Raw genomic sequence first — 17,565 nt, 5'->3', positions numbered from 1 at the left:
TGAGAATTTCGGGCATCGACATGGGCGAAATCCTTGTCGCGATGGTTCAGGCGGAGATTTTCAGTGAAAAACGGAAAAAGCGGTCTGTACGAGGACCTGAAACGTAAAATCCTCACAATGGAACTCGATCCGGACGAAGACTTGGACGAGGTCAGCCTCGGCGAGCGTTACGGCCTATCCCGCACACCGGTGCGGGAAATCTTTCGGCGCCTCGAGGGGGAAGGATACATCGATATCCGGGCCAACCGGGGCGCGCGCGTCAGCCCAATGAACCACCAGACGCTGCGGCACTTCTTTCTCGTCGCGCCGATGATCTATGCGGCCATCGGACGTCTGGCCGTGCAGAACTTCAAGCCCAAGCAGCTTGTCGACCTGAAGGACACGCAGGAGCGGTTTCGCTCTGCGACCAACTCGGGAGACGCCTTGGGCATGGTGCTTGAGAACAACCGGTTCCACGAGATCATCGGTGAGATGTCCGGCAATGCCTATCTGCAGCCGAGCCTCGGCCGCCTTCTGATCGACCACGCACGGATCGGACACACCTTCTTCCGCCCCAGGAACGACGACATGCGCCAGCGCCTTCAGCTCGCGGTCGAGCACCATGACGGCTTCATTGCGGCTATCAACAAGCACGACGAGGATACCGTCGTCGATCTCGTCTTCGAGCACTGGGAATTGTCGCGCGAGAACATGGAGATGTTCATCGCGCCGCAGGGGATGAAGGCTGACGCGCTCGTCGACGTGCCCGCTGAACTGATGGAGAAATCGTTGTGAAGTTCGAAGGCATCTACACCCCTGCGATCACGCCGCTCGGGCAGGACGGGCAGATAGACCGCCCGGCATTTGCGGCAGTTCTCGAGTCCCTTATGGAAGCAGGGGTCCACGGCATTATCGTGGGCGGATCGACCGGGGAATATTACGCCCAAAGCCCCCAGGAGCGCTTCGATCTCGGCGCATACGCCAAGGACGTCATCGGCAACCGGACGCCGTTGATCATCGGCACCGGTGCGACGCGGACGGAGGATTCCGTCGAATATGCAAAGTCGGCAAAGGAGATCGGCGCGGACGCCATTCTCGTATCGTCGCCCCCCTACGCATTGCCGACCGAACGAGAAAACGCCATCCACGCCCTCACCGTCGATCGCGCGGCGAACCTCCCGATGATGCTTTACAACTACCCGGCCCGCATGGGCGTCATGATGGGAAACGAGTATTTTTCCCGGGTCGGCAAATCCAGAAACGTCGTGGCGATCAAGGAAAGCTCCGGCGACATGGCCAACCTTCATCTGCTCGCCCGAAAGTACCCCCACATCGCGCTCTCCTGCGGTTGGGACGACCAGGCGCTCGAGTTCTTCGCCTGGGGCGCCAAAAGCTGGGTCTGTGCCGGCTCCAACTTCCTGCCCCGGGAACACGTCGCGCTCTATGAAGCTTGCGTGCTGGAGAAGAACTTCGACAAGGGTCGCGCGATCATGTCCGCGATGCTGCCGCTCATGGATTTCCTCGAGACTGGCAAGTTCGTCCAGAGCATCAAGCACGGTTGCGAGATCATCGGCCTGAAAGCGGGTCCCGTTCGTGCGCCGCTGCGCGGCTTGAACTCGGACGAGAAAAGAACCCTTCAGACTGTCGTCGCTACCTTGAAGCGCACGGTCGCTCAGATCACCGCGGGAGCCAATTATGCATGAACCGTTGACAGCCGCTGAGTACAGGGCGATCGCCTCGGAAATTTCGCTGCCCTCCAACGCCTTTGTCGATGGGTCGTTTCGTCCGGCGAATGCGGGCAAGACGTTCACGACCACCAATCCGGCGACCGGTGAGATCCTTGCCGAGGTGGCAGCCTGCGACGCGAGAGATGTCGACTACGCTGTCGCCAAGGCAAAGGACGCCTTCGACGACGGCCGCTGGCGCCTGCAGTCGCCCGGCGAAAGGAAGGCAGCGCTCCTCAAGTTCGCCAAGCTTCTCGAAGAAAACCGTCACGAGCTTGCCGTGATGGAAAGCCTCGACAGCGGCAAGCCGATCCGCGAGTGCCAGAGCGTCGACATACCGGACACGATCCACACGATCCGCTGGCACGCCGAACTGATCGACAAGCTTTATGACAACACCGCGCCGGTCGGCTCCAACGCGCTGACGCTCGTCGTGCGCGAACCCGTTGGTGTCGTCGGATGCGTGCTGCCGTGGAACTTTCCGCTTCTGATGCTGGCCTGGAAGATCGGCCCGGCACTCGCCGCCGGATGTTCGGTGATCGTCAAGCCGGCCCAGGAAACCTCGCTCACCACGCTGCGTGCCGCCGAGCTCGCCTGCGAGGCCGGTATTCCTGCCGGCGTCTTCAACGTCGTTACCGGCAGCGGCAAGGATGTGGGCGAGCCGATCGGCATGCACATGGACGTTGACATGGTGGCCTTTACGGGATCGACCCCGACCGGGCGTCGCTTCCTCCGCTATGCGGCCGATTCCAACCTCAAGCGCGTCGTCCTCGAATGCGGCGGCAAGAACCCTGCCGTGGTACTCGAAGACGCCGAGGATCTCGACCTTGTCGCCGAACAGGTCGTCAATGGCGCGTTCTGGAACATGGGCGAGAACTGCTCGGCAACTTCCCGCCTTATCGTGCAATCCAGTATCAAAGACGAGCTCCTCGAGCGCATCGGCGCATATATGCGCGACTGGAAGACCGGCGACCCTCTGGACCCGGAAAACCGCATCGGAGCGCTCGTCAGCAAGAACCATTTCGAGAAGGTGAAGTCCTTCCTCGACGACGTGAAGACCGAAAATCTATCGGTTGCCCATGGTGGCGATACGCAGAAGGGCATCTTCATCGAGCCGACGGTCGTCGAAGGGGTGACGCCGGCAAGCCGGCTATTCAAGGAAGAGATATTCGGGCCGATCCTTTCGGTGACCACCTTTGAAGATCTGTCCGAAGCGATCGCTCTTGCCAATGACACGAACTACGGCCTGACAGCCTCCGTCTATACCGGCAGCCTGCGAAAGGCGATCAGACTGTCGCGCGAAATCCGGGCGGGCGTCGTGACCGTCAACTGCTTCGGCGAGGGCGACGCCACGACACCGTTCGGTGGCTACAGGGAATCCGGTTTCGGCGGGCGCGACAAGTCTGTCTTCGCGCATGACAACTACTGCGAACTGAAGACGATCTGGATCGACGTATCCGACCGATCGGTGGACGAGACGATCCGATGATCACGAAGCCGGTCAAGCGCCTGCCGGTCGAAAACGGCGTCTCGGGCTGGGAGGCGATCAGTCAGCGCTCGTTCCCCGTCCGGACCCTGGAAGGAGACATGACCGCCGATTGGTTGATCATTGGGGCCGGATTTGCCGGGCTCTCCGCGGCCCGACGCCTGCTTCAACTTCGGCCCAACGACAAGATCGTGCTCCTGGAGGCGAGCGAGGCTGGCAAAGGCACGGCGGGACGAAATTCGGGCTTTATGATCGATGTCCCGCACAATCTCTCCTCCGGCAAATATTCCAGCGGCGGCGCGGAAGCTACTCAACTGGAAATAGCCCAGAACCGCGCCGCAATCGCCTTCGCCTCTGAGGTGGCGGCAGAATACGGAATGTGTCGCGAGACGTTCGATCCTGCGGGCAAGATCAATGCCGCGGCAAGCTCTCGCGGAATGAAGCTAAATGTGAGCTTCGGGCAATCGCTGAGGAACGCCGGGGAGAAGCATAGCTTTCTCGATGCAAAGCAGATGCGCGAGATTACCGGTTCCGACTATTACCTTGGCGGAGTGTACACGCCCGGGGCGGTTCTGATCCAACCCGCCGATTACATCCGCGGTCTCGCAGGCGGCCTTTCGGGAAAGATCGACATTTTCGAACACTCTCCTGTTACGTCGCTGAAACGTGAAGGCGGAAGCTGGACGGCGATCTCTCCAAAGGGCCGTGTTACCACGCCGAAGGTCATAGCCGGCGTCAATGGCCACATCGACGACTTCGGCTATTATCGCCAGCGTCTGATGCACATTTTCGCTTACGCATCGATGACAGCGCCCCTACCCGCAGAGGACATCGGTCCCAGGGCGACGGGCCGAGACAAATGGGCCCTTCTTCCCGCCGACGCCATGGGGGCGACCATCCGGAAGATCACCTCCCGCGGCCAGTCGCGCATCGCGATCCGTACGAAATACACCTACGACATGACAGTCGCATTGACAGAGCGGCGGATGGCGAAGATGGCCGAAGAGCATCGACGCTCTCTCGGCGGCAGGTTTCCCGGTTTGAAGGGAATACCATTCGAACATAGCTGGGCCGGACGTCTGTGTCTCAGCCTCAATCACGTGCCTGCATTCGGTGAAGTGGAAGAGGGCTTTTTCTCGGCCTGCTGCGAGAACGGCCTTGGCACCGTGAAGAGCACACTCGCCGGCATGATGGCGGCGGAACTGGCAACAGGCATCACCTCGCCGCAACTAACAAAATACATGGATCACGCCGAGCCTTCGCGGCTCCCGCCGGAGCCGCTCGCCTGGCTGGGCATCAATTCAGTGATCCGTTGGCAGGAATTGCGCGCAGGCCGCGAGGGATGATCCCCCGCCGCGCAATGTGAAGACTGAGCCGTCCGCAGGTCTTCAACGAAAATGGGAACGAAAAACTAGGAGCAAGTGAGATGAAGATTTTGTGGAAAGCGCTTTGCGCAGCCGCCATGGTCGGATTGACCGTATTTTCCGCCCATGCGGAAGAAAAGACCATAACCCTGGGAACAATGTCCTGGGAGGATCTGACGCCGATCACCGGCATTACCAAGAAGGCTCTCGAAGATGCCGGCTACAGCGTCAAGGTGGTGCCGTTCTCTGAATGGGGCATTGCCTATGCCGCTCTCACGAAGGGCGACATCCAGGCTCTCGCTTCGCAGACCGACTACGCCGCACAGGACTACTGGGACAAGAACAAGAAGCGCCTCGAAAAGATATCGCCTGTGTCGCATGGCCTCTATCAGGCTATCGCGGTGCCGAAATACGTCACCATCGACTCGATGGACCAGCTCAATGACAACGCCGACAAGTTCGGCGGCAAGATCATCGGCATCGAGCCGGGATCGGGCCTGATGCGTGACGCCGCCAGCTCGGTCAAAACCTACGGTCTCAAGCTGCAACTCGTCGAAGGCAGCACGGCCGCAATGACGGCAGCGCTGAAGTCGGCTATCGACCGCAAGGAATGGGTCGCAGTCACGATCTGGGAGCCGTCGTGGATGATGCAGAAATACGACGTCAAGTTCCTCAAGGATCCCAAGGGCGTCTTCCCGCCGCCGCAGGGCTACTACTGGATCGGCAAGAAGGGCTTTTCGACGGAGTATCCGCATGCGCGTGAAGTCATAGCCAGCGTCTATCTGCCGCTTGCCGACATCACCGCAATCAACGGCGCCGTCAACGACGGCAAGACCATTGACCAAGCCGTGAAGGACTGGACCGACAGCCACGCCGACCTCCTGAAGCGCTGGGAGAACATCAAGGCTGAGTGACCCTGGACAACGGGCCGCTCCGAAGGCGGCCCGACTTCCGACCCATCAAACACAGAAGCCGGCATAAGCTCGGCCGTGGGGAAACAGATGTACACTGCGATGAACGGTTCAAGCGAAATCCTGATCGACTGCCAGTCGGTCTGGAAGATCTTCGGTGCTCGCGCCCACGAGGCCATCAAAGCCCTCGGCGCACGGGGCCTGTCGAAAAAGCAGGTGCTGCAGGATTTCAACTGCGTCGTCGGCGTCTCGGACGCGAGCCTCCAGGTCCGTCGCGGCGAAATCTTCTGCGTCATGGGCCTCAGCGGCAGCGGCAAGTCTACGCTGGTCCGTCTCCTCAACCGCCTGATCGAACCTAGCCTCGGAAAGATCGTCGTGAAGGGCAAGGAGATCGGAACGCTCAACGCCGCGCAATTGCGCGAAGTCCGCTCTCGGCACATCGGCATGGTGTTCCAAAGCGTGGCGCTTCTGCCGAACCGGACCGTACTGGAAAACGCGGCTTTCGGTTTGGAAGTGCGAGGCGTTCCCAAGGACGAACGCAACAAGACTGCACGCGAAGCACTTGCAAAAGTGGGCCTTGCGGATTGGACCGCGAGGTTCCCTTCCGAACTCTCAGGCGGCATGCAGCAGCGCGTCGGGCTCGCCAGGGCGCTGGCTGCGGATCCCGAAATCATCCTCATGGACGAGCCGTTCAGCGCACTGGATCCGCTTATCCGCCGCCAGCTCCAGGACGAGTTCCGCCAGCTCACGAAATCGCTCGGCAAATCGGGTGTGTTTATTACGCACGATCTGGAGGAAGCCATCCGCATCGGCGATCGCATCGCCATCATGAAGGACGGCGTCATCGTCCAGGTCGGCACCGCAGAGGAAATCGTCACCAAGCCCGCGGACGACTACGTTTCGGAATTCGTTTCCGGGATCTCTCGGCTGCATCTGGTGAAGGCACATTCGGTGATGAAGTCGGTCGCCGAATTCAAGATGCAGCAGCCGGGCTGTAACATCGACACTCTTCTGCGAACCTCGCCCGAGGCCGATATCGGCGCACTCATCGATCTCACGATGCAGTCCGATCTCGATGCGGTCGCCGTCGTCGAAAACGGTTCAGTCGTCGGCGTCGTTACCACCCGAGGCCTATTGCGCGGCGTCGCCGGCACGCAGAGCAACGTGCCGGCAGCGGCTTAGCGGAGGATACGGACATGGATATCTCGGCAATCACCGACAGCTTCGATGCCCGGGTCGATGACGCGCTCGGCTGGATAAGCGACAATGGCGAAGGCTTTTTTGATCTTATCAGGTCGATTCTCGAGGGGACTTACGACGTGATCCTGTGGCTGCTTCAGCTCCCGCCGTTCTATGTAATCGCCATCGTCGCCGCACTGCTCGGCTGGCGCTTGATCAACATGTGGGCCGGCCTTCTTACCGGCGTGGCGGTCGTCTTCTGCGCCGCCATGGGGCTATGGGCCGAAACCATGAGCACGCTGGCCCTGGTCGCGACGTCCACGATCCTTGCGCTCGTCGTCGGCATTCCGGTCGGCATTCTGGCAGGCTTCGCTACAACCTTTGACAAGCTGCTCGAGCCTCTGCTCGACCTGATCCAGACCCTGCCGCCATACATCTACCTTCTGCCCGCCATCGCGCTCCTCGGATATGGCCCCGCGACCGCGATGGTGGCCACGGTCATCGTAGCGATGCCCCCTGCGATCAGGCTCACAGCGCTCGGGATCCGCATGACGCCGCACAATTTCGTTGAACTCGGGCAGGCAAGCGGCCTGACGCCCTGGCAGATGTTCACGAAAATCAGGCTGCCTTTCGCGATGCCCAGCGTCATGGCCGGGATCAATCAAAGCCTGATGATGGCTTTCGGCATGGTGGTTATCGCGGGCATCGTGGGCTCCGCCGGACTTGGCGAAACGATCTACGGAGCCGTGCGAACCCTGGACATTTCCACCTCGATCAACGCGGCGATCGCGATCGTCATCCTTACTATGGTGCTGGACCGGCTGACACAGAGCGCGTCGCCGCGCACGAAGGGAGGCGCAAGATGAGCTTCGATCTTTACCGTTTCTCGCCTGGGGCCTATCTCGCGCCGGCCGTCGATTGGCTGAACATGAACTTCCATCCGATTTTTGCCGCGATCGCGAGCTTTATCGACACGGTGCTGAGCGCCATCGAGGGGGCGCTCCTCCATCCGCCACCCTATGTAGTTATTGCCTTGGCAGTCGTCCTTACGGGTTTCCTCGTCAGCTTTCGCGTGGCGATCACCACGGCGATCTCTCTGGCGTTCTGCTTCCTGGCGGGATTTTGGGCCGCGTCGATGCAAACATTGGCACTCGTGTCCGTCGCGGTCGTCATTTCCGTCTTGATCGCGTTCCCGCTCGGCATTCTTGCCTCCAGGCGCAAGGGTTTCGATGCGGCGATCCGCCCGATCCTCGACATAATGCAGACGGTCCCACCCTGGGTCTATCTCATCCCCGCCGTGATCATCTTCAGCCTCGGCCGGGTTCCGGCGATCATCGCGACGATCGTCTACGGAGTGCCGCCGATGCTGCGTCTCACCACTCTGGCCTTCAATCAGGTGCCAAAGGACCTGCTGGAACTCGGCCAGGCGATTGGAGCCCGCCCGCGATCGATACTGCTCAAGATCGAGATACCCTCGGCAACTCCCACGCTCCTCGTCGGGTTGAATCAATGCATCCTGCTGTCCCTCGCCATGGTCGTGCTTGCCGGCCTCGTCGGTGCGGGCGGGCTGGGGGCCGAGGTCACACGCGGTTTGACCCGGATGGAGATGGGCCTTGGGCTGCGCGCCGGCTTGTCAATCGTCGCAATCGCGATCCTGCTGGACAGACTTTCAAGAAGCGCCCTGCAGCGTCGCAACTTGGCCGACGTCAGCTAGGCGCCTGATTGGAGGATATCGTTCCATGCGCCACAGCTTTTTCTGCATAGACTCCCACACATGCGGCAACCCGGTGCGGCTTCTCGTTGGCGGCGGCCCGCTGCTGCCTCATCTTCCTATTGCCGAGCGGCGCCAAATTTTTGTCCGTGACCACGATTGGATCCGACGGGCGCTAATGTTCGAGCCCCGTGGCCATGACATCATGTCGGGGGCCATTATCTATCCAGCATTCCGGCCGGACTGCGATTTCGCCGTCATTTTTGTCGAGGTCAGCGGGTGTCTCCCGATGTGCGGCGCGGGCACGATCGGCCTTGTCACCGCGGCGATCGAGGAAGGGCTTGTCACGCCAAGAATACACGGCAAGCTCTCGATCGAGACGCCCGCTGGAAAAATTGAGATCGAGTACGACAAACCAGGAGCGCGCGTCGAATCCGTTCGACTGTTCAATGTTGTGAGCTACCTGCACGCCGCCGACATTGCGGTCGACGTTCCCGGTGTCGGTAGGCTCGTCGTCGATATCGCCTATGGCGGCAACTTCTACGCGGTCGTCGAGCCACAGCCTTCGTGGCCGGGTCTGGAAGGAATGTCCGCAAGCGCTCTGGTCAACCTCAGTCGTGCGCTTCGCGATGCTCTTGAACCGGTTTGCAGTCCAGTCCATCCCGAGGACGAGACCATAGGCGGCGTTCATCACGCAATCTGGTGTGATGGGTCTGTCAGCGGCAAAGCCGATGGCCGCGGCGCGGTGTTCTACGGCGACAAAGCGATCGACCGTTCGCCCGGAGGAAGCGGAACATCGGCTCGCATGGCGCAACTCTACGGGAAAGGCCGCCTGAAGGCTGGCGACGTCTATCGCCAGGAGAGCCTGATCGGCACCGTATTCGAGGGCCGTATCGAGTCCGAAACCAGCATGGGTCACGGCGTTGTCGGGCTCGGGAGCGGCGTTTCCAGCCCTTCTCGCCGAAGCCATGGTCAATGATGCGATCAGTCGCGGCATTGCGCCCGATTTGGCGCTGAGAGCCGCTCAGTCTGTCCTCATCGGAACGGGCCGTCTTCAGGAATTCCACGCCGCCTCCCCCGCTGAGACCGTGAAGACCTTTGTGGACTACGCCGGCACGACCGCAGCCAGAATCAAAACGATGCGGGAGAAGGGCTTCGATGCTATCGTTGGTGCCGGATTGCAAGCGGCTTTCCGAAAAGCGTTCGAACTTAGGACCTTATAAGGTCAAGGGGCCAAGCATGACCACCGTCGATGCCAAAACCGTGGCAGGTCGCCTGAATATCGGGTTCGTGCTCGCACGATCCTTCACCCTTTCGGCTTTCGCGATGTTCGTCGACACACTGCGGCTGGCAAGCGACGAAGAGGACCGGTCCGGAAGGCGGTTCGCCGATTGGCAGGTCCTTGGCAGCACCCGGCATCTCATCGCATCAAGCTGCGGGGTGCAGGTCGCGCCGACAGCAAATTTCGTCGATCCGGAGAGGTTCGATTACATCGTCGTGGTCGGTGGTCTGTTGAACAATCCGTCGCCCGTAGACGACGATACGATTGCCTATCTTAGAAAAGCCGCGGCCAAGAAGGTGCCGCTCATCGGCGTCTGTACCGGCACTTTCATCCTCGCGGAAGCAGGCTTGATGAAGGGCCATAGGACCTGCGTCAGCTGGCTCCACTATGAAGCCTTCCGCGAGCGCTTCCCCGATCTCGAAGTCAGGGCCGATCGTATATTCAATCTGGACCGGACACGGGGGTCCTGCGCCGGCGGGGCGAGTGCTGCCGATATGGCGGCGGCGATTGTGAGAAGACACATCGGGAGAGCGGCCGAACGAAACGCGCTGGAGGTGCTTCAGATCCAGAAGGCTCGCTCGGCCCTCGATATCCAGCCGCGCAAGCCGCTTGCGATCGAGTGCGAGGATCCTCGCTTGCGGGCCACGATCATCACCATGGAACGTCACGTCGCCAACGTCATTCCGCTGCAGAAACTGGCGGATGCGGTGGGGCTTTCCAGGAGACAACTTGAGCGGCTGTTTCAGGAGCAGACGGGCAGCTCTCCGGGACATATCTACAAAAAACTGCGCCTAGAGCGCGCCAAGCAGCTGCTCGTTCAAACTGAGGCTCCGTTGATAGAGATCGCTCTCGAAGTTGGTTTCGAGAGCGCGTCCTATTTTACAAAGGCATTTCGCATGACTTTTGGAAGGACGCCTAGTCAGGTCAGAGCTGAAGCACCCCATTGATAGGCGAAAGAATCAAGGGGCGTGGAACGCATACCTAGTGATATGTGCACATTATCCCTCGTTGTCGTTCGCTGATCCGCGTCGTCCGCATCACATTGAAAATATTTATATAAATCCCGCTGGTTTATTTGCGCGACCTGCATTCCGCGAGGGGCGATTGGGCTTGTTTATCTATGGCTTCGGGTCCGGCTCAATAGGTCGGGAAGCACGACGTTGCGGCAATCGTCACCGGCACCGATGGCAATAACGGGATCGCGATCGTATACGTGTAGGATGCAGTAACATTCTGTCCGCATGCGTCTTTATTCACTGAAAACACGCTGGGATCGATCTTAAGGCCATAAGCCTGTTCGACGGCGTATGCCTGGATCGAACCTGTATCCGGACAGGTGGTGTGCAACAGGCTCGCACAGCGGGCACTGAGGTCAACGGCGTGCTGCAATCCCAATCGGGTCCATAGAAAAAGCCCGAATTGTCCGATCGAAAATACCATAATGATGAAGAGGGGTGCAGTCAGAGCAAACTCGACTGCGGTTGTCCCCTCGGCATTCCTCGCGAGACGGCGGATCATTGAATCCTCGCTGTTGCGGTTGACTGCAGGGCAAACGATGCGGGCACGAAGGGAAGCGCGATATAGGGCACATAGGTCGCGGCGGCCGAAGAGGATACATATGTGCCCGCTCGCGATCCGTCCGAACAGACGTCGGAGCAAGCCGTGCTGGAGATGCCTTGATTGCCGGGGCAACCGCAAAATTTCGACGGGGCAGGTGTCGCCGAGATGACGGCCGAGCCTGTACTTCTAGTGATGACATTCGACATGCCGGAACTATCGAAGCCGCGAGCCAAAGCATATTGCAGACCTCGCTGCGCCGCGTTCTCCACCTGCGTCTGCTGCAGCAGTGCGGATGAGTAGTCAACAAGACCGAATGCCATCGCGATCAACACCGGCAGGATGATAGCCAAGTCGATGGCGGCCGTGCCGTGCTCTTCATTGAGCAGATCTCGACAGAGCCTTCTCCAAGCCCACTTCGATATTGTCCGAGTGCATGAACCCAACCGCCGTTCGGCGACGAGCATGGCAGAGAGCGAAACTTCAGTTGGTACTGGTGTACTTGCAGCCATCACGCATCACTCGACCAATTTGCCGGCGGCGCCGCCGATGGCGCGAGTCGGATAACCGCTGCAATCGATGGATAGGTTGGAATTGCCGGTGAAGGTAACCGTATCCGCTATGATCTTGATGCATGCATTTGTCGCGGTATTACCCCCCGAATAGCTGACGGCCGCCTTTGGCAGATAAATCGATCCCGCCAAGCTCTGGGTCGCACCGCCATTGAAGCTGAAGGCCGTGCCCACGGGCGTATTCCGGTCGCCGTAAATGACAATGCCGGCCGTGTTTCCCGTAGTCGGTGGCGTCAGATCAAGGATCGCCCCACCGTTGATCGACGCGGTGCCGTAATTGCTTCCCGTACTGGAGGTGAAGATGATAGTGACACTGTGGCCAATCAAAGTCGCGCCGCCATTGACCTTCAGACTCGCGCGATCGAGAATGTAGATCCCGGGGTTCAGGTTCAGGACCGCGCCTGCGTTTACCGTAATGTCGCCGCAATAGACACCTGGATCGAGTGTCGTCTTTCCCTTGATATTTTGTTTGCCGTTGGTCGTGCAACCTGAATAGGTCGGTATCTGAACGTCGGCATAGGGGTCTGTGACAGGCCAAATTCCGGTCGCCGTTCCCTCATCCGCCTTAATGCCGCCAAGACCGCTGATGCCACCGACAGCTCCGACGGATAGCGCCTGTATCAGCGCTGAACCGCCGACATTGACCGCCGTGGCGCTTGCAGAATTCGAGATGAGGCTGCAGTTCTTCAATGTCACCGAAGTTGATCCCTGAGCCGACGCGGCAGCGCTTGCCGTCTGATCAAGCGCCAGCACGCAGCCGTTAGCCGCATTCGCCATGGCGACAGATCTCGTCGTAACGACGAAAGCCTGCTGCCAAAGCGCGGAGAACAGCAAGTCCATCGGTTGTTGCGCCACAACTTCGATCGCGGAATTATTGCCAGCGTAAGATCCCTGTGTCGGAGGGCGGTGCATCGATATCACCACGTCATTCTGACCATTAATAAGCCCATAGGTTGCCGTTATCGCATTGACCTGGGACACGACCGGCCCGTCACCGCTGGTGGTATAGGCCGCCGCACCGCTAACAGCCGCGGCGTCGGTCGCTGATTGCATCTTCTGCTGCTTGTAGGTCCACAGCCCATAATCCGTGCCGAGCCCAATCAAACCGATGAGAACCGGGAGCGACAAAGCGAAAACGATCAGGTAAGCACCGGACGAATCGTGGATGAACTCCACGATTTTCTTCCGGCAGCGCGAGCCACTAGGAAGTCGAAGCATTGCCTCCCCCTTGAATTATACGGAAAATCCGATGGGGAACTGTGCAATCAATTCTTTATTTTTGTCTTTTGAAGAAAGTTCGAATTGAATGGAAAATACAGTAAAGATGGACTGCCCCTGAGACGGAGAAATTGCGGGCATCAGTCTTCAGCCCGATAAGACCCCGCTTAGGTATCTATAAAAACCAAGCGGCAGCCGACACTTCTGACTAAAAATCCTCGAAGTGATCCGTGCGGGTTCGACCCCGTCCGCATCAGATATTCAAATAGCGGCGGGGCTCCTGCCCCTCGGTCCGAAGCCCACAAGAAACAAGGCGGCCCGTAGGACCGCCTTGTAATTCCTCTGCCTGAGAACAGATGCTTAGTGAACGAGATTGTGAATGCCTTGTTCGGATACCACCAGCCGTCGTTATGGCGGCGATAGCCCGGACTCCGTATTTATAGCCGTGATAGCCGTTCCAACAGCTGGGGCGGTAGCGCGGCGGGGGGCGGTGGTGCGGGTGGTGTCCGTTGTTATCCCAATGCCCGGCGGTCCGGCTGGTGATATTGCACCATCTCGATAGCGGTGCTTGCTGCCGGCTTGGGCTGATAGAGCGGTGCAGCGACTGAGGGAACGACCGATGCAAGGCCCATGACCAGCGTCAGCGCACCAGCGCCGATGATGCCGAAAATTTTGCTCATGACAGCTCCAATTCTAAAACCTACGGCCCCTCTTTGAACCAGCATTGATGATCGGACCATGAATGCTACCTGAAATAGCGATCACATCGCTGGCATTGGCGTTGCCGCCCTGTTGCCCATTGCAAGGACCCGGAGTGCGGCATGCAAAAAGGCGCAGCTTTCGCCGCGCCTTTTCTTTGTTCGAAACGCAAAGTCAAATTAGGCGACGAGCTTCGCCGCGATTTTGGCGACGTGGGCGCCCTGGTACTTTGCAGCTTCCAGTTCTATTTCCGAAGGCTGACGCGAGCCGTCGCCGTTGGTGATCGTGGAGGCGCCGTAAGGCGAGCCGCCCTTGACTTCTTCCGTGCCCATCTGGCCCTGGAAAGCGTAGGGAAGACCGACGACTGCCATGCCGTGGTGCAGCAGGGTCGGGATGAAGCCGAGGATCGTCGACTCCTGGCCGCCGTGCTGGGTAGCCGAAGAGGTAAATACCGAGCCGACCTTGCCGACGAGCTTGCCGCCGAACCAAAGGCCGCCGGTCTGATCCCAGAAATTGCGCATTTGCGACGTAACTGTGCCGAAGCGGGTGCCGGAGCCGACGATGATGGCGTCGTAATCGGCCAGTTCTTCCGGCGATGCGATCGGTGCTTCCTGGTCGAGCTTGAAGTAGGAAGCCTTGGCGACTTCTTCCGGTACCAGTTCCGGTACGCGCTTGACGATGACTTCGGCGCCGGTGGATTTCGCGCCTTCAGCGACGGCATAGGCCATCTTCTCGATGTGACCATAGGAGGAATAATAGAGAACCAGAACCTTAGCCATAAACGTCTCCCGTTGTTGGACGTGTTGATTTTCGAGCTGTCTTGTACCAGCCCGAAAACGAAGGCGCAGCCCCTACAGGCCGAACGCACTGTTCACCCGATGTAGACGAAAATTCACTTGCAGTTGCTTTTTTTGACAGCCGCCAGGGAAACGAAAACGACAGTTTGCATTCGCCGCAAACGGCGCTACCTATTTCTGACGTTTTTCGAACGCGCCGCCGGCGCTATTCCACGGATACTTCCATGACCAATGAAACCATTGTCACCGCCGCCATGCTGGCCATCGGCGATGAACTGCTCTCCGGCCGCACGAAGGACAAGAATATCGGCCACCTCGCCGATGTACTGTTGCTGGCCGGCATCGACCTCAAGGAAGTTCGCATCGTTGCCGACGATGAGGATGCCATCGTATCGGCGTTGAACGCTTTGCGCGGCCAATATGATTATGTCTTCACATCAGGCGGCATCGGCCCGACCCATGACGACATTACCGCCGATGCCGTCGCCAAGGCTTTCCGCGTACCCTGCGAGCACGATGCCGAAGCGATGCGGCTTATGGGCGAGATGTATGCACGGCGTGAAATGGAGTTCACGGAGGCCCGCCAGCGCATGGCCCGCATGCCCGTCGGCTCCAAGCATATCGCAAATCCGGTCTCGACGGCCCCTGGTTTCAACATCGGCAACGTCTATGTCATGGCCGGCGTGCCGCAGGTTTTCCAGGCGATGCTCGACAATGTCATACCGACGCTCAGAACGGGCACGCCCGTTTTGTCGACCGCTATTTCCTGCCCCTACGGAGAGGGCGAGATCGGCACGCCGCTCGGCCTCATCCAGAAGGCGCATCCGGAAACCAGCATCGGCTCCTACCCGCGCTATGTCGGTCAATTCTTCTCGACAGAGATCGTCGTGAGGGGCCGTTCCGCGGAGCTGGTTGAAAATGTCGCGGCCGAAGTGCGCGCTATGATCGAAACCATTAGGCATGCGAAAGACAAGGGAAATCAGTCCGCTGAAGCATGATGTTCAACGAGTGCATTTAACTCGTCAGGGAACCGCTGTCGTCTCGGCGCATTATTATCAGGCGAAACACTGATATAATGAGGCAATGTGGACCTTTCCGCACGGGAGATCATGTCATGCCCTATAAAACCATACTGGTCATTCTCGATACCCCCGACAATACGCGCGTGGCGGTCGATTTCGCCGCCGCGTTCGCTAAGGAGCACGACGCTCGTATCGTAGGTCTGCATGCTGAAATCGTCTCAGCCGTGCCGCTGGTGGCGCCGATGGAAATCCCCGACCCTGTCGCCGTGCAGGCATTGCAGGACATGGCGCGCAAACGGGCCATCGATATCGAACGGCTGTTCCGCGCTAAAATGGAGCGCGAGGGCATCGCTTACGAATGGCGCGGGATCGCCAGCACCGTCGGCTATGGCTCGCAGCCGTTGATGGAAAGCGCCCGCAGCGCCGACCTGCTGGTCGCCGTGCAGCCCGATCCGGCCAAGTCTTCCGACTCGCAAGTCGATGTCGAAAGCTTCCTGTTCGAGAGCGGCCGTCCGGTCCTGCTCATTCCCTATATCTTCAAGGAGCCGAAGCCAATCCGTCGAGTATTGATCGCCTGGAACGGCTCGAAAGAAGCTGCCCGCGCCACCTTCGATGCCCTGCCCTTCCTGAAGACTGCCGATTCCGTGGAGGTTTTTTCAGTCGACACATCCGATAGTTCGACGCATTCGCCAACGGAGACTGGCGCGGAGATTACCGCGACGCTTGTGCGCCATGGTATTCGCGCCAGACAGGAAACGGCGATGTGCGGCGGCAGGACGCCATCGCAGGTCATCGAAAATCGACTCGCCGACGACAGCATCGATCTGCTCGTCATGGGTGCTTATACACATTCCTGGCTGTGGCAGTTAATCTTCGGCGGCACGACGCGGACGTTGTTGCAGTCGATGACGGCCATGACGCTGCTAGCACGCTGAACTGCTTAGCCCTGCAAGATAAGCGCAGCGGCGGCGGCTCTTGCCTTTTGACCGCAAATCCAGCAGAAAGCAGCGACCGATGAGAGAATTCCCGCCGGGGAACCATTCGCGTGGTCCATGGAGCGTGATCCCAAAGAGCCAAACCGTTTTTTGGATGAGATCATGTTCGATCGGAACGCCAGCGAATTGCGTTTCAGGATTTGGTCCATGGTCCGCGCTCGTCGCGGGGTCTGCTCAGGGTCGCCGGCAGCGCCGGCGCGTCGTTATCCACTGCTTCCCGGAGCTAATGAGCCATGTCCCTCCCCGAAAAAGCCTTTCCCGTATCCTGGGATCAGTTCCATCGCGATGCCCGCGCACTTGCCTGGCGGCTCGCCGGCCTCGATCGCGAGTTCAAGGCGATCGTCTGCATTACCCGCGGCGGCCTGGTCCCGGCCGCCATCATCTCGCGCGAATTGAATATCCGTCTGATCGAGACCGTCTGCATCGCCTCCTACCACGATTATTCGAGCCAAGGCGAAATGAACCTGCTCAAGGGAATAGCGCCGGAACTCTCCATCGACGGCGGCGAAGGCGTGCTAGTGATCGACGACCTGACGGACACCGGCAAAACGGCGGTCGAAGTGCGCACAATGCTGCCGAAGGCGCATTTCGCCTGCGTCTACGCCAAGCCGAAGGGCGTGCCGACCATCGACACCTTCATTACTGAGGTCAGCCAGGACACCTGGATCTATTTCCCCTGGGACATGGGCTTTACCTATCAGGAGCCGATCGCCAAGGGTCATCGCGGCTGAGGCTTATGGGGACTCCCGCGAATCAGTGGTGATTCGATGTCATGTGCCAAAACCGGACGCAGACACAGCAATAGAGATGGGCGCTTCGGCGCCCACTATATTTAGTAGTCACCGAGATACCAGGATTACGTGGGATTCAATGCCTTCCCCGCGAATCATGAGGGGTTGCTGCATGCTTTTGCCCCTCTGCCAATGGCTTCAGGGTCACGGTCACAATATTGTCGTTTTTATTTCCTTCTTCGGTGGCATTCAACGCGCAGGCCGTCGCGCAAAGAGCGAACAATTTCCGCCAAGCGTTTGAATCTTTGGGACTCCTGGCGTTTCCCCAATTTCCACAG

At 59.3% G+C, this 17,565-nt stretch carries 19 protein-coding genes; 14 read left to right on the top strand and 5 right to left on the bottom strand.

Annotation, left to right across the window (positions count from 1 at the left end; translation table 11 throughout):
- Window positions 1-63 precede the first annotated feature (63 nt).
- From PY650_RS13145 to PY650_RS13095, 11 genes are all read left to right on the top strand, one after another.
- The gene (locus PY650_RS13145; RefSeq protein WP_285879702.1) at window positions 64-774 is read left to right on the top strand and encodes a GntR family transcriptional regulator; all 711 of its coding nucleotides are present in this window, start codon (window positions 64-66) and stop codon (window positions 772-774) included.
- Entirely contained in the window at window positions 771-1,682 is a 912-nt protein-coding gene (locus PY650_RS13140; protein WP_285879701.1) for a dihydrodipicolinate synthase family protein, read from the top strand. Before PY650_RS13145 ends, PY650_RS13140 begins: the two co-directional genes overlap by 4 nt.
- On the top strand, window positions 1,675-3,192 hold the full coding sequence (locus PY650_RS13135) for an aldehyde dehydrogenase (RefSeq protein ID WP_285879700.1): 1,518 nt from the start codon (window positions 1,675-1,677) through the stop codon (window positions 3,190-3,192). The genes PY650_RS13140 and PY650_RS13135 overlap by 8 nt, the downstream gene beginning before the upstream one ends.
- Complete coding sequence (locus PY650_RS13130; RefSeq protein WP_285879698.1) at window positions 3,189-4,535, top strand: NAD(P)/FAD-dependent oxidoreductase; 1,347 nt, start codon at window positions 3,189-3,191, stop codon at window positions 4,533-4,535. The genes PY650_RS13135 and PY650_RS13130 overlap by 4 nt, the downstream gene beginning before the upstream one ends.
- An 80-nt stretch (window positions 4,536-4,615) precedes the next feature.
- On the top strand, window positions 4,616-5,467 hold the full coding sequence (locus PY650_RS13125; RefSeq protein WP_285879696.1) for a glycine betaine ABC transporter substrate-binding protein: 852 nt from the start codon (window positions 4,616-4,618) through the stop codon (window positions 5,465-5,467).
- Between the two features lie 87 nt (window positions 5,468-5,554).
- Complete coding sequence (locus PY650_RS13120) at window positions 5,555-6,646, top strand: quaternary amine ABC transporter ATP-binding protein (protein WP_285879694.1); 1,092 nt, start codon at window positions 5,555-5,557, stop codon at window positions 6,644-6,646.
- 14 nt (window positions 6,647-6,660) lie between these two features.
- A complete protein-coding gene (locus tag PY650_RS13115; protein WP_285879692.1) occupies window positions 6,661-7,509 on the top strand; it encodes an ABC transporter permease in 849 nt (282 codons plus the stop codon).
- The gene (locus PY650_RS13110) at window positions 7,506-8,357 is read left to right on the top strand and encodes an ABC transporter permease (RefSeq protein ID WP_285879690.1); all 852 of its coding nucleotides are present in this window, start codon (window positions 7,506-7,508) and stop codon (window positions 8,355-8,357) included. The genes PY650_RS13115 and PY650_RS13110 overlap by 4 nt, the downstream gene beginning before the upstream one ends.
- Window positions 8,358-8,382: 25 nt before the next feature.
- Window positions 8,383-9,333 carry a 4-hydroxyproline epimerase gene (locus PY650_RS13105; protein ID WP_285879689.1) on the top strand — a complete coding sequence of 317 codons (951 nt, stop codon included), beginning with the start codon at window positions 8,383-8,385 and terminating at the stop codon, window positions 9,331-9,333.
- On the top strand, window positions 9,323-9,577 hold the full coding sequence (locus PY650_RS13100) for a pyrroline-5-carboxylate reductase family protein (protein ID WP_285879687.1): 255 nt from the start codon (window positions 9,323-9,325) through the stop codon (window positions 9,575-9,577). Before PY650_RS13105 ends, PY650_RS13100 begins: the two co-directional genes overlap by 11 nt.
- A gap of 16 nt (window positions 9,578-9,593) precedes the next feature.
- Window positions 9,594-10,583 carry a GlxA family transcriptional regulator gene (locus tag PY650_RS13095; protein WP_285879685.1) on the top strand — a complete coding sequence of 330 codons (990 nt, stop codon included), beginning with the start codon at window positions 9,594-9,596 and terminating at the stop codon, window positions 10,581-10,583.
- A 190-nt stretch (window positions 10,584-10,773) separates the two neighbouring features.
- Here PY650_RS13095 and PY650_RS13090 read toward each other — a convergent pair whose 3' ends face one another.
- The 5 genes from PY650_RS13090 to wrbA all read right to left on the bottom strand — a co-directional run bounded on the left by PY650_RS13090 (window position 10,774) and on the right by wrbA (window position 14,461).
- The gene (locus PY650_RS13090) at window positions 10,774-11,154 is read right to left on the bottom strand and encodes a TadE/TadG family type IV pilus assembly protein (protein WP_285879684.1); all 381 of its coding nucleotides are present in this window, start codon (window positions 11,152-11,154) and stop codon (window positions 10,774-10,776) included.
- Entirely contained in the window at window positions 11,151-11,705 is a 555-nt protein-coding gene (locus tag PY650_RS13085) for a TadE/TadG family type IV pilus assembly protein (RefSeq protein WP_285879683.1), read from the bottom strand. Before PY650_RS13085 ends, PY650_RS13090 begins: the two co-directional genes overlap by 4 nt.
- Window positions 11,706-11,711: 6 nt before the next feature.
- On the bottom strand, window positions 11,712-12,941 hold the full coding sequence (locus PY650_RS13080; protein WP_285879682.1) for a TadE/TadG family type IV pilus assembly protein: 1,230 nt from the start codon (window positions 12,939-12,941) through the stop codon (window positions 11,712-11,714).
- A gap of 554 nt (window positions 12,942-13,495) precedes the next feature.
- Complete coding sequence (locus PY650_RS13075; RefSeq protein ID WP_285879681.1) at window positions 13,496-13,663, bottom strand: hypothetical protein; 168 nt, start codon at window positions 13,661-13,663, stop codon at window positions 13,496-13,498.
- A 198-nt stretch (window positions 13,664-13,861) separates the two neighbouring features.
- Window positions 13,862-14,461, bottom strand: a complete 600-nt coding sequence (gene wrbA / locus PY650_RS13070) for an NAD(P)H:quinone oxidoreductase type IV (RefSeq protein WP_285879680.1) — start codon at window positions 14,459-14,461, stop codon at window positions 13,862-13,864.
- A 242-nt stretch (window positions 14,462-14,703) separates the two neighbouring features.
- Between wrbA and PY650_RS13065 the strand changes: the two genes are divergently transcribed.
- The 3 genes from PY650_RS13065 to gpt all read left to right on the top strand — a co-directional run bounded on the left by PY650_RS13065 (window position 14,704) and on the right by gpt (window position 17,227).
- Window positions 14,704-15,477: a competence/damage-inducible protein A gene (locus tag PY650_RS13065; protein ID WP_285879679.1), complete on the top strand. Its 774-nt coding sequence runs from the start codon at window positions 14,704-14,706 to the stop codon at window positions 15,475-15,477.
- A gap of 116 nt (window positions 15,478-15,593) precedes the next feature.
- Window positions 15,594-16,436 carry a universal stress protein gene (locus PY650_RS13060; protein WP_285879678.1) on the top strand — a complete coding sequence of 281 codons (843 nt, stop codon included), beginning with the start codon at window positions 15,594-15,596 and terminating at the stop codon, window positions 16,434-16,436.
- Between the two features lie 293 nt (window positions 16,437-16,729).
- Complete coding sequence (gene gpt, locus PY650_RS13055) at window positions 16,730-17,227, top strand: xanthine phosphoribosyltransferase (RefSeq protein WP_285879677.1); 498 nt, start codon at window positions 16,730-16,732, stop codon at window positions 17,225-17,227.
- Window positions 17,228-17,565: the final 338 nt, after the last annotated feature.

Source organism: Martinezella calliandrae (assembly GCF_030272695.1).
GTDB lineage: Bacteria > Pseudomonadota > Alphaproteobacteria > Rhizobiales > Rhizobiaceae > Rhizobium > Rhizobium calliandrae.
This window is presented reverse-complemented; position numbering and strand designations above follow the sequence as displayed.

Coding starts and splice junctions, on each gene's coding strand:
- PY650_RS13130 (WP_285879698.1), top strand. CDS start 3,189: ATGATCACGAAGCCGGTCAAGCGCCTGCCGGTCGAAAACGGCGTCTCG.
- PY650_RS13065 (WP_285879679.1), top strand. CDS start 14,704: ATGACCAATGAAACCATTGTCACCGCCGCCATGCTGGCCATCGGCGAT.
- PY650_RS13115 (WP_285879692.1), top strand. CDS start 6,661: ATGGATATCTCGGCAATCACCGACAGCTTCGATGCCCGGGTCGATGAC.
- PY650_RS13110 (WP_285879690.1), top strand. CDS start 7,506: ATGAGCTTCGATCTTTACCGTTTCTCGCCTGGGGCCTATCTCGCGCCG.
- PY650_RS13125 (WP_285879696.1), top strand. CDS start 4,616: ATGAAGATTTTGTGGAAAGCGCTTTGCGCAGCCGCCATGGTCGGATTG.
- gpt (WP_285879677.1), top strand. CDS start 16,730: ATGTCCCTCCCCGAAAAAGCCTTTCCCGTATCCTGGGATCAGTTCCAT.
- PY650_RS13120 (WP_285879694.1), top strand. CDS start 5,555: ATGTACACTGCGATGAACGGTTCAAGCGAAATCCTGATCGACTGCCAG.
- PY650_RS13090 (WP_285879684.1), bottom strand. CDS start 11,154: ATGATCCGCCGTCTCGCGAGGAATGCCGAGGGGACAACCGCAGTCGAG.
- PY650_RS13085 (WP_285879683.1), bottom strand. CDS start 11,705: ATGGCTGCAAGTACACCAGTACCAACTGAAGTTTCGCTCTCTGCCATG.
- PY650_RS13100 (WP_285879687.1), top strand. CDS start 9,323: ATGGTCAATGATGCGATCAGTCGCGGCATTGCGCCCGATTTGGCGCTG.
- PY650_RS13060 (WP_285879678.1), top strand. CDS start 15,594: ATGCCCTATAAAACCATACTGGTCATTCTCGATACCCCCGACAATACG.
- PY650_RS13135 (WP_285879700.1), top strand. CDS start 1,675: ATGCATGAACCGTTGACAGCCGCTGAGTACAGGGCGATCGCCTCGGAA.
- wrbA (WP_285879680.1), bottom strand. CDS start 14,461: ATGGCTAAGGTTCTGGTTCTCTATTATTCCTCCTATGGTCACATCGAG.
- PY650_RS13095 (WP_285879685.1), top strand. CDS start 9,594: ATGACCACCGTCGATGCCAAAACCGTGGCAGGTCGCCTGAATATCGGG.
- PY650_RS13105 (WP_285879689.1), top strand. CDS start 8,383: ATGCGCCACAGCTTTTTCTGCATAGACTCCCACACATGCGGCAACCCG.
- PY650_RS13075 (WP_285879681.1), bottom strand. CDS start 13,663: ATGAGCAAAATTTTCGGCATCATCGGCGCTGGTGCGCTGACGCTGGTC.